General features: G+C 72.9%; 14 protein-coding genes. 2 read left to right on the top strand and 12 right to left on the bottom strand.

Annotated features, from left to right (window positions below):
• Nucleotides 1-139: 139 nt before the first annotated feature.
• The 12 genes from ACFWAR_RS37660 to ACFWAR_RS37715 all read right to left on the bottom strand — a co-directional run bounded on the left by ACFWAR_RS37660 (nt 140) and on the right by ACFWAR_RS37715 (nt 11,444).
• Complete coding sequence (locus ACFWAR_RS37660; protein ID WP_385787720.1) at nt 140-532, bottom strand: YccF domain-containing protein; 393 nt, start codon at nt 530-532, stop codon at nt 140-142.
• Nucleotides 529-1,392: a zinc metalloprotease HtpX gene (htpX, locus tag ACFWAR_RS37665; protein WP_354382722.1), complete on the bottom strand. Its 864-nt coding sequence runs from the start codon at nt 1,390-1,392 to the stop codon at nt 529-531. The genes ACFWAR_RS37660 and htpX overlap by 4 nt, the downstream gene beginning before the upstream one ends.
• 260 nt (nt 1,393-1,652) lie before the next feature.
• Nucleotides 1,653-3,221: an NADH-quinone oxidoreductase subunit N gene (locus ACFWAR_RS37670; protein WP_385787724.1), complete on the bottom strand. Its 1,569-nt coding sequence runs from the start codon at nt 3,219-3,221 to the stop codon at nt 1,653-1,655.
• Nucleotides 3,218-4,783: a NuoM family protein gene (locus tag ACFWAR_RS37675; protein ID WP_385787750.1), complete on the bottom strand. Its 1,566-nt coding sequence runs from the start codon at nt 4,781-4,783 to the stop codon at nt 3,218-3,220. Before ACFWAR_RS37675 ends, ACFWAR_RS37670 begins: the two co-directional genes overlap by 4 nt.
• A gap of 38 nt (nt 4,784-4,821) precedes the next feature.
• Entirely contained in the window at nt 4,822-6,720 is a 1,899-nt protein-coding gene (locus ACFWAR_RS37680; protein WP_385787727.1) for an NADH-quinone oxidoreductase subunit L, read from the bottom strand.
• Nucleotides 6,717-7,070 carry an NADH-quinone oxidoreductase subunit NuoK gene (gene nuoK, locus ACFWAR_RS37685; RefSeq protein WP_385787730.1) on the bottom strand — a complete coding sequence of 118 codons (354 nt, stop codon included), beginning with the start codon at nt 7,068-7,070 and terminating at the stop codon, nt 6,717-6,719. The genes ACFWAR_RS37680 and nuoK overlap by 4 nt, the downstream gene beginning before the upstream one ends.
• On the bottom strand, nt 7,070-7,684 hold the full coding sequence (locus ACFWAR_RS37690) for an NADH-quinone oxidoreductase subunit J (protein ID WP_385787733.1): 615 nt from the start codon (nt 7,682-7,684) through the stop codon (nt 7,070-7,072). Before ACFWAR_RS37690 ends, nuoK begins: the two co-directional genes overlap by 1 nt.
• Entirely contained in the window at nt 7,681-8,265 is a 585-nt protein-coding gene (locus ACFWAR_RS37695; protein WP_385787736.1) for a NuoI/complex I 23 kDa subunit family protein, read from the bottom strand. Before ACFWAR_RS37695 ends, ACFWAR_RS37690 begins: the two co-directional genes overlap by 4 nt.
• On the bottom strand, nt 8,265-9,233 hold the full coding sequence (locus ACFWAR_RS37700) for a complex I subunit 1 family protein (RefSeq protein WP_354382717.1): 969 nt from the start codon (nt 9,231-9,233) through the stop codon (nt 8,265-8,267). The genes ACFWAR_RS37695 and ACFWAR_RS37700 overlap by 1 nt, the downstream gene beginning before the upstream one ends.
• Entirely contained in the window at nt 9,230-10,450 is a 1,221-nt protein-coding gene (locus ACFWAR_RS37705) for an NADH-quinone oxidoreductase subunit C (protein WP_385787739.1), read from the bottom strand. Before ACFWAR_RS37705 ends, ACFWAR_RS37700 begins: the two co-directional genes overlap by 4 nt.
• Entirely contained in the window at nt 10,447-11,043 is a 597-nt protein-coding gene (locus tag ACFWAR_RS37710; protein WP_385787742.1) for an NADH-quinone oxidoreductase subunit B, read from the bottom strand. The genes ACFWAR_RS37705 and ACFWAR_RS37710 overlap by 4 nt, the downstream gene beginning before the upstream one ends.
• The gene (locus tag ACFWAR_RS37715) at nt 11,034-11,444 is read right to left on the bottom strand and encodes an NADH-quinone oxidoreductase subunit A (RefSeq protein WP_351045286.1); all 411 of its coding nucleotides are present in this window, start codon (nt 11,442-11,444) and stop codon (nt 11,034-11,036) included. The genes ACFWAR_RS37710 and ACFWAR_RS37715 overlap by 10 nt, the downstream gene beginning before the upstream one ends.
• Nucleotides 11,445-11,588: 144 nt before the next feature.
• Here ACFWAR_RS37715 and ACFWAR_RS37720 point away from each other — a divergent pair, with 144 nt between their 5' ends.
• Nucleotides 11,589-12,776 (top strand): sensor histidine kinase, encoded by a 1,188-nt coding sequence (locus ACFWAR_RS37720; protein ID WP_385787745.1) that lies wholly within the window; start codon nt 11,589-11,591, stop codon nt 12,774-12,776.
• A 233-nt stretch (nt 12,777-13,009) separates the two neighbouring features.
• A complete protein-coding gene (locus tag ACFWAR_RS37725) occupies nt 13,010-14,344 on the top strand; it encodes a sensor histidine kinase (RefSeq protein ID WP_385787747.1) in 1,335 nt (444 codons plus the stop codon).
• The last annotated feature ends 180 nt before the right edge of the window (nt 14,345-14,524 follow it).

Below are 14,524 nucleotides of genomic sequence, written 5' to 3' on the forward strand. Positions count from 1 at the left end.
GCCCCGGCCCCGCGTCCCGTACCGGGCCGGCAGGCCTGCACGCCCCCGCCGCGCGCAGCCCGGCCGCTGCCCGCCCCGCGGGCGCCGGGCCGGTCCGCACTCAGGTGGGGTAGAGGTCGGCGGGGGGGGTGGGGCGGGGTCAGCGGGAGGCGAACGGGGCGTCGGTCGGGACGATCTCGCGGCCGAGGGGGAGCAGGGCGAGCGGGACCATCTTGAAGTTCGCGATGCCGAACGGGATGCCGATGATCGTGACGCACAGCGCGAGGCCGGTGACGATGTGGCCCAGCGCGAGCCACCAGCCCGCGAGGACCAGCCACAGGACGTTGCCGACGCAGGACGGGGCGCCCGCGTCCCGGCGCTCGACCGTGGTGTACCCGAAGGGCCACAGGGCGTAGATCGCGATCCGGAAGGCGGCTATGCCGAAGGGGATGCCGATGATCGTGATGCAGAGGACCAGGCCCGCCAGGGCGTACCCCATGCAGAGCCAGAAGCCGCTCAGCACGAGCCAAATGACGTTCAGGATGGTTTTCACTGCTGACGGCCTGCCATCTGTTCGAGCCGGGCGATGCGCTCGGCCATCGGGGGGTGGGTCGAGAACATCTTCGACATTCCCTCGCCCGGACGGAAGGGGTTCGCGATCATCATGTGGCTCGCGGTCTCCAGCCGGGGCTCGGGGGGCAGCGGCAGCTGCTTGGTCCCCGCGTCGAGCTTGCGCAGGGCGCTCGCGAGGGCCAGTGGATCGCCGGTGAGCTGGGCCCCGGAGGCGTCCGCCTCGTACTCGCGCGAGCGGCTGATGGCCAGCTGGATCACGGACGCGGCGACCGGGCCGAGGATCATGATCAGCAACATGCCGATCAGGCCCGGGCCCTCGTTGTCGTTGGACCGGCCGACCGGGATCAGCCAGGCGAAGTTCACCAGGAACATGATCACGGAGGCGAGGGCTCCGGCGACCGAGGAGATCAGGATGTCCCGGTTGTAGACGTGGCTCAGCTCGTGGCCGATGACCCCGCGCAGCTCGCGCTCGTCGAGGATGCGCAGGATGCCCTCGGTGCAGCACACGGCGGCGTTGCGCGGGTTGCGGCCGGTGGCGAAGGCGTTGGGGGCCTCGGTCGGGGAGATGTAGAGGCGGGGCATGGGCTGGCGCGCGGAGGTCGAGAGCTCGCGCACCATCCGGTAGAGCTCGGGCGCCTCGAACTCGCTGACCGGGCGGGCGCGCATCGCGCGTAGAGCCAGCTTGTCGCTGTTCCAGTACGCGTACGCATTGGTCCCGAGGGCGACGACGACGGCCACGACGAGGCCGGTCCGGCCGAAGAAACTACCGATGACGATGATGAGTGCCGACAGCCCGCCGAGGAGTACGGCGGTCTTCAGCCCGTTGTGCCGGCGGTGCACGGTGCGCCCTCCAAGTGGTGCGGCAGGGGACCCGTCCAGGATCGGTGGATCGGTGGATCAATGGAGCTGTGAGCTGTGGATATGTGATCTGTGGATCTTTCGGATCGGCGGATCCGAGGGTCTCCGGTCCAGTGGACCCTTCCTCCCTGGTCAACGCCAGGCGGGCGCGACGGGTTCCCGCCGCGGCCCCGGGCGGGGGGCGGGCGCGGGCCGGGCGGCGGCCGGGGGCGGGCCGCCGGGCGGGCGTTACTCCGTACGGGTTACTGCGGGAACAGTGCGGTGGATGCGAAACGTAGTACCAGCTGAGGGGCGCCCGACAACACAAGAGCGACAGCAGCGGTGAGGGCGATGGCCGCGACGACGGGCAGCGGGGCCTTGGGGCGGGATGCCACCGGGGCCGACGCGGAGTCCGCGTCCGGGGAGCGGAAGAGCAGCGCCGTCCACTGGAGGTAGTAGTAGAGCGCCACGACGACGTTCACCGCCATGACGACCGCGAGCCAGCCCAGCCCGGCGTCCACGGCCGAGCGGAAGACGGTGACCTTGGCGAAGAGGCCGATGATGCCCGGGGGCAGGCCCGCCAGGCACAGCAGGAAGAAGGCCAGCGACAGGGCGGCGAAGGGCCGCGTCGCGTACAGGCCGCGGTAGTCGTCGATCCGGCCCAGCGGGCTCGTACGGGCCACCAGGGCGGCCACGGCGAAGGCGCCCAGGTTCACCGCGGCGTACATCAGGGCGTAGGCGACGGTGGAGCCGATCTGCTCCCGGCCGCCGTGGGCCGCGGCCGCGATGGGGACCAGCAGGTAGCCGGCCTGGCCGACCGAGGACCAGGCCAGCAGGCGGACGGCGCTGTGCGCGCGGTCCTTGGCCTGGCGCAGCGCGGCGGCGTTGCCCAGGGTCATGGTGAGCGCGGCCAGCACCGCCAGGGCCGGGCCCCAGACGTCGGAGTACGCCGGGAAGGCGATCACGGTGACGAGGATGAGGCCGGTGAAGCCGACCGCCTTGCCGATGACCGACAGGTAGGCGGCGATGGGCAGCGGGGCGCCGACATAGGTGTCGGGCACCCAGAAGTGGAAGGGGACGGCGGCCGTCTTGAAGGCGAAGCCGACGAGGGTGAGCGCGACGCCCGCCATGGCCAGGGTGTCGAGTTGTCCGGGGACGTGCTGGAGGCCGTCGGCGACCCGGTTCAGGTGCAGGCTGCCCGTGGCGGCGTAGACGAAGCTGACGCCGAGCAGGGAGACGGCGGTGGCCGTCACCGAGGACAGGAAGAACTTGAGGGCGGCCTCGGAGGAGAGCCGGTCGCCCCGGCGCATGCCGACCAGCGCGAAGGCGGGCAGCGAGGCGACTTCCAGGGCGATGATCAGGGTCGCCAGGTCACGGGCCGCGGGCAACAGGGCCGCGCCCGCGGCGGAGGAGAGCAGCAGGAACCAGAACTCCCCGGCGGGCAGCCGGCCCTCCTCGACGGCCGTGACCGACAGCAGGGCGGTGACCAGGGCGCCGCCGAGCACCAGGAACTGCACGACCAGCGTGAAGTGGTCGGCGGTGTAGCTGCAGGCGCCCGCGTCGCCGATGAGGCAGAAGGTGGCCCGGTCCCCGGAGCGCAGCGGCAGCAGGGCGAGGGTGGCGGCGGCCAGGCCGGCGACGGCGCTCCAGCCGAGGAGCGACTTCTTGCGCTCGGGCACGAAGAGGTCGGCGACCAGGATGACGAGCCCGACGGCGGCCGCGATGACCACCGGCGCGATCGCGAGCCAGTCGACGGACTGGACCAGACTGGCCGCGCCCGGCTGCGGGGCGGCGGCGGCCGCGGTGGCCGTGGCCGCGTACAGGGCCGTCATGAGTTGCCTCCTGCGAGGAGCTTCTGGACGGCCGGGTCGGTGAGGCCGAGGAGGACTGCGGGCCACAGGCCGGCAAGGACGGTGAGGGCGGCGAGCGGGGTCCAGGCCGCGAACTCGTAGCGCTGGATGTCGGCCACGGCGAGCGGGGCCTGGTCCGCGGGGCGGGCCAGCGGGTCGCCCATGCAGATGCGCCGTACGACGACCAGCATGTAGGCGGCGGTGAGCAGGGTGCCGAAGGCGCCGATCGCCATGAAGGTGAGGAAGGCGGGCCGGGACAGCCCCGCGGCCGGGTCGAAGGCGCCGAACAGGGTCAGCATCTCGCCCCAGAACCCGGCGAGGCCGGGCAGCCCGAGGGAGGCGACCGCGGCGAAGGCCAGGAGCGCGCCGAAGCGGGGGGCGCGGCCGTAGAGGGCCGCGCCGGTGGCCCCGGCGAGGGTGTCGAGGTCGCTCGTGCCGTAGCGGTCCTTGAGCGCGCCGACGAGGAAGAAGAGGAGGCCGGTGATCAGGCCGTGGGCGATGTTGGCGAAGAGCGCGCCGTTGACCCCCGTCGGCGTCATCGTCGCGATGCCGAGGAGCACGAAGCCCATGTGGCCGACCGAGGAGTAGGCGATCAGGCGCTTGAGGTCGCCCTTGGCACCCTTGCGGGCCAGCGCGAGGCAGGCCAGCGATCCGTAGACGATGCCGATGACGGCGAAGGCGGCCAGGTAGGGCGCGAAGGTGTGCATGCCGTCGGGGGCGACGGGCAGCAGGATGCGGACGAACCCGTAGGTGCCCATCTTCAGCATGACGCCGGCCAGCAGCACGGAGCCGACGGTCGGGGCGGCCGTGTGCGCGTCCGGGAGCCAGCTGTGCAGCGGCCACATCGGGGTCTTCACGGCGAGCCCGATGCCGATCGTGAGGACGGCGATCAGCTGGGTGGTGTGGGAGAGCCCGCGGCCGTTGTCGGAGGCCAGCGCCACCATGTCGAAGGTGCCGCTGTCCAGCCCGATCAGCAGCAGCCCCAGGAGCATGACCACGGAGCCGAGCAGCGTGTAGAGGATGAACTTCCAGGCGGCGGCCTGCCGCTGCGCACCGCCCCAGCGGGCGATCAGGAAGTACATCGGGATGAGGACCATCTCGAAGGCGAGGAAGAACAGCAGCAGGTCCAGGACGGCGAAGGTGGCCAGGGTGCCGGACTCCAGGACGAGCAGGAGCGCGACGAAGGCCTTCGGCGAGGGGCCCGCGGGGAGCTTGAAGTAGCTGTAGAGCGCGCAGAGGAAGAACAGCAGCGCGGTCATCAGGAGCAGGGGGAGCGAGATGCCGTCGATGCCGAGGTGGATCCGGACGTTCAGGGCCTGGATCCAGCTGATGTCCGTCGTCGCCTGGAAGCGCGACGGGGCGTCGTGGTCGAAGCCCAGGGTGAGGGCGATCGCCGCGGCGAGGATCACGCCGGTCACGGTCACGCCGTGGCGCAGCACGGCCTGTTCGGGGCCGCGCCCCTTGAGCCCGGGCGGGGCCGGGAGCAGCGCCGCCACGGCACCGAGGAGCGGTGCGGCCACGATGAACGCCAGAAGGAACTGCATCACGGATGCGCTGATATCAATCACGGCTGACTCACGGCTCACGATCCGGCGTTGACGTTGGCGAGGACGGCGGTGGCGAGCGCCAGGACCACGGCGCCGGCGAGCAGGGCGCTCAGGTAGCTCTGCACGTTGCCGGTCTGGGCGCGGCGTACGAGGGTGCCGAGCAGCCGGGGGGCACCGCCCGCGCCCCGGACGTAGGTGTCGACGACCTCGCGGTCCAGGAAGCGGACGAGGCTCGCGGCGCCCCGGACGGGACGGACGAACAGCGCGTCGTAGACGGCGTCCAGGTGGAAGCCGGCGGCCGCGTGGCGGTGCAGGGGGCCCAGGAGCGCCTTGCCGGGATCGGCGGCGGGCGCTCCGGCCGGGGCGAGGGAGCGGCCGCGCTGCCACAGGCCGTAGGTGAGCAGCGCGCCGATGACCGCCGCGCCCGTACCGAGGACCACGGTGAGCAGGGTCGGCTCCAGTTCCCCGCCGTCGAACCAGTCGGGGAGCACCCCCGCGGCCAGGCCGAAGCCGAGCGAGGGGACGGCGAGCAGCCACAGCACGCCGGTCATGCTGAGCGGGTCCTTGTGGTGCTCGGGGGCGGCCCCGCCCCGGCCGCGGAAGGCCAGCAGCCAGAGCCGGGTGGCGTAGGCGGCGGTGAGCAGGGCCGTCAGCACGCCCGCGACCAGGACCAGCCAGCCGGCCGCCGTCGGGGCGGCGGCGGAGTGCCCGGCGGCCGCCTCCTCGGCGGCGACCAGCACGGTCTCCTTGGAGAAGAACCCGGCGAAGGGCGGCACGGCGGCGAGCGCGAGCAGCGCGATCGTCATCGTCCAGAAGGCGTCCGGGATGCGCTTGGCCAGGCCGTCCATCCGGGCCATGGCGGCCAGGGAGTTCGTACCGGCGGCGTGGATGATCACGCCCGCGCCCAGGAACAGCAGCGCCTTGAAGGCGCCGTGCGACAGGAGGTGGAAGACGGCGGCCCCGCGGTCGCCGACGGCCAGCGCCCCGGTCATGTAGCCGAGCTGGCCGATCGTGGAGTAGGCGAGGACCCGCTTGATGTCGTCCTGCGCGAGGGCGGCCAGCGCGGAGCCGACCATCGTCACGGCCGCCATCACGGCCATGACCACCATCGCGGCCCGGGAGGCCGTGAAGACGGGCAGCAGGCGCGCGATGAAGTAGATGCCGGCGGCGACCATGGTCGCCGCGTGGATCAGCGCGGAGACGGGCGTGGGACCGGCCATCGCGTCGGGCAGCCACGTGTGCAGCGGGAACTGGGCGGACTTGCCCGCGACTCCGGCGAGCAGGAGCAGCGCGATCAGGGTCGGGTGGTCGAGCCCGCCCGCCGTGACGGCCCCGAGGATCTTGGTGATCCGGAAGGAACCGGCGTCGGCGGCGAGCGCGAACAGGCCGATCAGGAAGGGCACGTCACCGAGCTTGGTGACCAGGAAGGCCTTGAGGGAGGCGGCCCGGGCGGCCTCGGTCTCCCAGTAGTGGCCGACCAGGAAGTACGAGCAGATGCCCATGATCTCCCAGCCCACCAGCAGCACCATCAGGTCGCCGGAGTAGACGACGAGCAGCATGGCGGAGGTGAACAGCGAGACCAGACCGGCGTAGGAGGGGTAGCGCGGGTCCTCGCGCAGGTACGCCGTCGAGAAGACCTGCACGCAGGTGGCGACGACGCCGACGAGGACGGCCGCCAGCACGGCGAAGCCGTCCAGGTGGAGCGCCAGTTCGATCGGCACGGAGCCGGTCGGCGTCAGTTCGGTCGCGGCGTCGACGGCCTTCCCGCCGCCGTGCCGGACGGCGACGAGGACGGCCAGTACGGCGGCGACCAGCGTCGGCAGGACGGCGAGCGGGCGGACGAAGCCGGGGGCCCTGCGGCCGAGGAGCAGTCCGGCCAGCGCGCCCAGGAAGGGCAGCAGCGGGACGAGGACGGCGAGGGTCGTGGTGCTCACGCGATGACCTCGCTCTGGCTGTTCGGGGAGCCGGGGGCGGCCGTCGGCTCCGCGGTGTCACGGAGCCGGTCGACGTCCGCGGTGCCGCGGTTGCGGTAGACCATCAGCACGATGGCCAGGCCGATGCCGATCTCGGCGGCGGCGACGGCGATGGTGAAGAGGGTGAGCGCCTGCCCGGCGTGCAGGCTGTCGCGCAGCCAGACGTCGAAGGCGACCAGGTTGAGGTTGACCGCGTTGAGCATCAGCTCGACGGACATCAGGACCAGGATGGCGTTGCGCCGGGCCAGCACTCCGTACAGGCCGGTGCAGAAGAGGAGCGCCGCCAGTACGGCGGGATAGGCGAGGTGCATCAGCGCTGCCGCTCCTTGTCTTCGCCGCCGGTGCCGGTGGCGGCGTCGGCGGCCGGGTCGGACTTGCGGGAGAGCACGATCGCGCCGACCAGGGCGGCCAGCAGCAGCACCGACAGCGCCTCGAAGGGCAGCACCCAGTGCTGGAAGAGGAACTCGCCCGACACCTTGGTGGAGCCCTGGGCCGGACCGTCGAGGTCGATCCAGGTGGTGCGGAAGGCGTCGACGACGACCCACACGAGGCACGCGGCGGCGGCCGCGGCGACCGCGAGCGCGACCCAGCGGTTGCCGGAGTCGGCGTCCGGGGAGCGGCCGATGGGCGCCTTGGTGAGCATCAGCCCGAAGAGCAGGAGGACGACCACGGAACCGACGTAGATCAGGACCTGGACCCAGGCGATGAACTCGGCGGTGAGCAGCAGGTACTCGACGGCGATCCCGCCGAGGGCGACGACCAGCCAGAGGGCCGCGTGCACGAGCTGCTTGGTCGTGACCGTGATGAGGGCCGCGCCGAGGGTGGCGAGGCCGACCAGGACGAAGGCGATCTCGACGCCGGTCGGGGAGAGGAATCCGGGTCCTGCCGCGGTGGTGGCGGCGGCCAGGGTGGCGGCGGGGCTCACGCGTCTGTCTCCGGGGTGGTCTCGGGCGGCGTCGCGGCGGCGGCGGCCGCTGCCGCCGCGGCCGCCTCGGCCTTCTCGACGGCCTTGCGGGCGGCCGCGATCTCCTTGGGCTCCTCGGCGGCGGGGTCGAGCGCGGGCGGGGCCGGGACGGTCCACATCCACTCGCGCAGCTTGTCGCGCTCGTGGGTGAGTTCGTGGATGTCCGTCTCCGCGTACTCGAACTCCGGCGACCAGAAGAGGGCGTCGAAGGGGCACACCTCGATGCAGATGCCGCAGTACATGCAGAGCGAGAAGTCGATCGCGAAGCGGTCGAGGACGTTGCGGCTGCGCTCGCGTCCGCCGGGGGCGGCCGCGGGGACCGTCTCCTTGTGCGAGTCGATGTAGATGCACCAGTCGGGGCACTCGCGCGCGCACAGCATGCAGACGGTGCAGTTCTCCTCGAAGAGCCCGATGACCCCGCGCGAGCGCGGCGGCAGTGCGGGCTGGGCCTCGGGGTACTGGGCCGTGTGCGAGCGCTTGACCATCGTGCGCAGGGTGACGGCGAGGCCCTTGGCGAGGCCGGATCCGGGGACGGGAGGCATTACTGGATCGCCACCTTCACGATGCCGGTGAGCGCGATCTGGGCGAGCGCGAGCGGGATGAGTACGGTCCAGGCGAGCTTCTGGAGCTGGTCCTCGCGCAGCCGCGGGTAGGTCACGCGCAGCCAGATCACGACGAAGGCGAGGACGGCGACCTTGAGCAGGGTCCAGACCCAGCCGAGGTCGTCACCGCCGAAGGGGCCGTGCCAGCCGCCGAGGAAGAGGACGGTGGTCAGTCCGCACAGGACGACGATGCCCGCGTACTCGGAGAGCAGGAACAGGGCGAAGCGCAGTCCGGTGTACTCGGTGTACGCGCCGAAGATGATCTCGGAGTCGGCCACGGGCATGTCGAACGGCGGCCGCTGGAGCTCGGCGAGGCCGGCGGTGAAGAAGACCACGGCGCCGACGATCTGCCAGGGCAGCCACCACCACTCGAAGGCCCCGACGATGCCGGTCAGGGACACGGTCCCGGCGGCCATCGCGACGGAGGCGGCGGCGAGCAGCATCGGCAGTTCGTAGGCGAGCAGCTGGGCGGCCGTGCGCAGACCGCCGAGCAGCGAGAACTTGTTGGCGGAGGCCCAGCCGGCCATGAGGCTGCCGAGCACGCCGATGCCCATGACCGCGAGCGCGAAGAAGACCCCCGCGTCGATGACCTGGCCGACCGCGCCGTCGCCCGGGCCGATGGGGATGGCGAGGAGGACGAGGAGGTAGGGCAGCAGCGCGACGGCGGGCGCGAGCTGGAAGATCCGCCGGTCGGCGTTGGCCGGGACGATGTCCTCCTTCTGCGCGAACTTCACGCCGTCGGCGACGAGCTGGGCCCAGCCGTGGAAGCCGCCCGCGTACATGGGGCCGAGGCGGCCCTGCATGTGGGCCATCACCTTGTGCTCGGCCTGCCCGACGACGAGGGGCAGGACCAAGAAGCAGACGAAGACGACGATCAGTCGCAGGGCGACGTCGAGGACGTCGTTCACGCGGGACCTCCTGCGGAGGGCTCAGTGGGATCCGGGGCCGGGGTCGGCGCGGCCTCGGCCGGCTCCGCCGGGCCGCCTCCGGCGGGGGCTGCGGGGTCCGACTCGGGCGCGGCCTCCCGTACGGGCTCGGGCGCGGCCGGGGTCGCGGCCGGTGCGGCCGGGGTCGGCTCGGGCGCCACCGGAGCCGGGGTCGGCGCGACGGCAGGGGTCGGCTCGGCCGGGGTCGGCGCGGCGGCCGGGGGCGTGGGTGCCGGTGGGGCCGGGGTGAAGGCGGGCTTCGGGTCGTGCCAGGGGGCGTCCGAGCTGCGCGGGGCGGCCGGGGCGTCCGGGGTCGGGGACGCGGGGGTCCCTTCCGGGGTCGCCTGGCTCGCCGAGCCGTCCGTCACCGAGCGGGTACGCCGTGCCGGGCGCGGGGGCGCTGCGGACTCGGCGGGCTCGGGGGTCGCCTGGCTCGCCGAGCCGTCCGTCACCGAGCGGGTACGACGTGCCGGGCGCGGAGGCGCTGCGGACTCGGCGGACTCGGGGGTCGCCTGGCTCGCCGAGCCGTCCGTCACCGAGCGCGCCCGGCGCACCGGGGCGCCCTCGCGGGCCGCGCCGGCCGCGCGGGGGGTGCGGGCCGGGCGGGTGGGGGCCGGGGGGAGCTGGCCCTTGAGGGGGCCCCACTCGTTCGGGTCCGGCACGCCCGGGGGAAGCATCTGGCGCCGCTTGGGACCGTCGGGGTCCGCGCCCTCGCCCGGTTCCTTGGCCCCGGGCCAGGCCTTGGCGACCCGCGCGGCCAGGACGAAGTCCTTGCGCAGCGGGTGGCCCTCGAAGTTCTCGGGCAGCAGCAGCGGGACCAGGTTCGGGTGGTCCGTGAAGGTCACGCCGAACATCTCGAACGTCTCGCGCTCGTGCCACGCCGCCCCCGCGTACACCGCGACGGCGGACGGCAGCGAAGCCACCGCGTGCGGGACCGTGGTGCGCAGCAGCAGGCGACGTACGCGGTGGTTCTCCAGCGCCACGACGTGCGCGCAGATCCGGAAGCCGGTGCCCGGCTCGTCGACGGCGCTCAGCCAGTCGAAGTAGGTGCAGCCCAGTTTGTCGCGCGCGATCTCCAGCGCGGAGATCCAGCTGCCGACGGGCACGTCGACCGTCAGGACGTCGTAGGCGTAGGACCCGAGGGCCTCCTCGCCGAAGACCTGCGGGGCGCCCTCGGGGAGGGTCTCGTAGAGGTTCATGCGCGGCTCTCCTCCGTCGGGAGGACCGGCGGCGCGACCAGACCGCTCGTCAGCTGGGCCACGGACGGCCCCTGCGCATAGCGCTCCGCGAGCGATTCGCGGGCGATCTTCTCCTGGAGCTTGAGGATGCCCTGGAGGAGCGCCTCGGGGCGGGGCGGGCAGCCGGGTACGTACACGTCGACCGGAATGATCTGGTCCACGCCCTTCGTCACGGAGTACGAGTCCCAGTACGGCCCGCCGCAGTTGGAGCAGGCGCCGAAGGAGATGACGTACTTCGGCTCCGGCATCTGCTCGTACAGCCGCTTGACGGCCGGGGCCATCTTGTCCGTGACCGTGCCCGACACGATCATCAGGTCGGCCTGGCGGGGCCCGGGCGCGAAGGGGATCACGCCCAGCCGGATGAAGTCGTGGCGCGCCATGGACGCGGCGATGAACTCGATCGCGCAGCAGGCCAGTCCGAAGTTGAAGACCCACAGGCTGTAGCGGCGGCCCCAGTTCAGGACCACCTTCATCGGCTCGGGGGCCAGGCGGGAGAGCACGCCCAGGCGCTTCGGTTCCGGGAGCAGCTGGGGCTCGGCCGGTGTCACGTCCATTCGAGGACGCCCTTCTTGTACGCGTAGAGCAGGCCGACGGCCAGGAAGCCCAGGAAGACGAACATCTCCACGAGCGTCGTGGCCCCGTAACCCGCGGCGGCGAACACGGTCGCCCAGGGGAAGAGGAAGATCGAGTCGACGGCGAAGATGACGTAGAGGAACGCGTAGACGTAGTAGCGGACCTGGGTGTGCGCCCAGCCCTCGCCGACGGGGTCCACGCCGCACTCGTACGTCAGCAGCTTTTCCGGGGTCGGCACGGAGGGGCGCAGCAATCGGCCCGCGCCGAAGGCGACGGCCACGAAGAGCACGCCCAGGGCGGCGAGCAGCCCGACGACCGAATAACTCCGGAAATAGTCGGCTGCGAGCACGGTCACGGCCGTCGGTACCGCGGGTTCGGGCACGTCCGCTCCTCGCTCCCGGTCACTGTCGATGATCTGTTACGCACGGGAGTCTAGGGCCTGGCTTCACAGGGTGGGGTTATCCCCCGTTCACTCCCCCCGGTCCCCCCATGGCACCGGCGGGCCGCGCTTGACACGCTGTGGGGCATGACCGCGAACACCCGAACCGCTCCAGCCGCCGACGAGGACCGCCCCGCGCCGGTCCGCCCCGCGTTCGCACGCGAGACCTGGGGGGAGGTCGCCCACCTCCTGCTGAACCTGCCGACGACGATCGTCGGGTTTGTTTACACGGTGTTCATGGTGTCCATGGGCGGCGGTCTGGCGGTCACCGCGATGGGACTGCCGCTGCTCGCCTGCGGCCTGATCGGATCGCGCGCGCTGGGACGCACCGAACGCGCCCGGGCGCGGGCGCTGCTGGGCATGCGGGTGGAGGAACCGACCCCGATCCCCGGCCCGAAGCGCTCCGGGGGGTTCTTCCCCTGGCTGTGGTCGAGCCTCAAGGACCCGGTGGGCTGGCGGACCTCGCTGTACGGGCTGATCCGGCTGCCGTGGGGGGTGCTGACCTTCACGATCACGCTGGTCGGCCTGTTCGTGCTGTGGCCCGTGATGCCGTACCTGGCGCGCGCCATGACCCAGCTGGACCGCGCGATGGTACGGGGCCTGCTCTCGCCCGTGGACGAGCTGGAGCGGCGCATCGCCGAGCTGGAGTCGGACCGCGGGGTGGTCGTGGACACCGCGGCCGCCGACCTGCGGCGCATCGAGCGGGACCTGCACGACGGGGCGCAGGCCCGGCTGGTCGCACTGGCGATGGGGCTGGGCCTGGCCAAGGAGAAGCTGCTGGAGGACCCGCAGGCCGCCGCCCGCATGGTGGACGAGGCGCACGGCGAGGTGAAGATCGCCCTCCAGGAGCTGCGGGACCTCGCCCGCGGGATCCACCCGGCCGTGCTCACCGACCGGGGGCTCGACGCGGCCCTGTCCTCGGTGGCCTCGCGGTGCCTGGTGCCGGTGAAGGTGGACGTCGACCTCGCCGAGCGCCCGGCGGAGGCGATCGAGGGGATCGCGTACTTCACGGTCTCCGAACTGCTCCAGAACGTCAGCAAGCACGCGCGGGCGCGGCTCGCGAGCGTCGAGGTGTGGCGGGCCGGGAACCGGCTGCTGATCCGGGTCTCGGACGACGGGATCGGCGGGGCGAGGATCGCCGCCGGCGGCGGCACCGGCATGGCCGGGCTCGCGGAGCGGCTGGGGGCCGTGGACGGCGTGTTCGTCGTGGAGTCCCCGGAGGGCGGCGGGACCGTCGTCACGGCGGAGCTGCCGTGGCGGCCGCGGGGCGTCTGAACGCACCGCGCCGACCGGTACGGGGCCCATCGGGCCCACGGGGCCTCCCGCCGCGGCGGGAGGCCCCGTCGGCGTGCCCGGGCGCCGCGCCGGGGTGGGGTGGGGCGGGGCGGGGCGGGGTGGGGTGGGGATAACCCCCCGGTGGGGAGGCCGACGTACCGGATGGTCGCGCGGGGCGGGACGCGACAGGGTGGGGGAAGTAGGCAGGCACAGGGACGGGACGGGACGGGATCATGGCGATCGGCTACGGCACGGGCTACGGCACGAGCGGAAACGGTGCGACGAGGCGGGCGCCCTCGCTGCTCACGGCGCCCTTCGCGGGACGGACCTGGCGCGAGTTCGGGCACCTGTTGCTCGGGCTGCCGCTGAGCACCCTGTACTTCTCGCTCGTCATCACCGGCATCTCCCTGGGGGCCGGGCTGCTGGTCACCTTCATCGGCGTGCCCGTACTGGCGGCCGTACTGGCCATGGCCCGCCAGTTCGGGCACCTGGAGCGGTCCCGGGCGCGGGTCCTGCTCGGGATGGACATCGACGACCCGGCGCCGGTGCGGGTCAAGGAGGGCGGCGGCGTGCTGGCCGCCACGGGCGCGGTGCTCAAGAGCGGGAGCGCCTGGCGGCACGCCCTGTACTCGGTGATCCACTTCCCGTGGGCGATCTTCAGCTTCACCCTGGCGCTGACCCTGTGGACCTACGGCTGGTCGATGCTGCTCTACCCGCTCTGGTTCTGGGTCTTCCCCACCTTCACCGACATGCCCGGCCTGCAGCTCTTCCAGAACGGCGACCACTACACCTTCTACCTGGACTCGCCGCTGCTGATCGCCCTCGCCTCGGTCGTCGGGCTCTGCTTCACCCTGGCCACCCCGTGGGTGATCCACGCCCTGGCGACCGTCGACCGGGTGCTGATCGGCGGGCTGCTCGGCCCGTCCCGGCTGGACCACCGGGTCATCGAGCTGGAGTCGGACCGCGGGGTGGTCGTCGACACCGCGGCCGCCGACCTGCGGCGCATCGAGCGGGACCTGCACGACGGGGCGCAGGCCCGGCTGGTCGCGCTGGCGATGGACCTGGGCCTGGCCAAGGAGAAGCTGCTGGAGGACCCGCAGGCCGCCGCCCGCATGGTGGACGAGGCGCACGGCGAGGTGAAGATCGCCCTCCAGGAGCTGCGGGATCTCGCCCGGGGCATCCACCCGGCCGTGCTCACCGACCGGGGGCTCGACGCGGCCCTGTCCTCGGTGGCCTCGCGGTGCGCCGTGCCGGTGCGGGTGCAGGTGGAGCTGCCGGGGCGGCCCGTGGCCGCGATCGAGGGGATCGCGTACTTCACGGTCTCCGAGCTGCTCCAGAACGTCAGCAAGCACGCGGGGGCCGGTGTGGCCAGCGTGGACGTGTGGAAGTCCGGGGACCGGCTGCTGATCCAGGTCGCCGATGACGGGCGCGGTGGGGCGAGCACGGCTGCGGGGGGTGGGCTGGCGGGGCTCGCGGAGCGGCTGGACGCGGTGGACGGGGTCCTGGTCGTCGACTCCCCCGTCGACGGGGGCACGACGGTGACGGCGGAGCTGCCCTGGCGCGTCTGACCCACCCCGCCCCTCGCCCGCTGGCCGGCCACTTTCAGCCTCGCCCGCTGGCCGCCACCTTCGGTCTCGCCCGCTGGCCGGCCACATCCAGCCTCGCCCTTTGGCCGGCCACATCCAGCCCCGCCCGCTGCCCGGCCACTTTCAGCCTCGCCGGCGTTTGAGGCGCGGGTCCGGGCGGAG

Origin of the sequence: Streptomyces sp. NPDC059917, assembly GCF_042730635.1 — a bacterium.
Classification (GTDB): Bacteria; Actinomycetota; Actinomycetes; order Streptomycetales; family Streptomycetaceae; genus Streptomyces.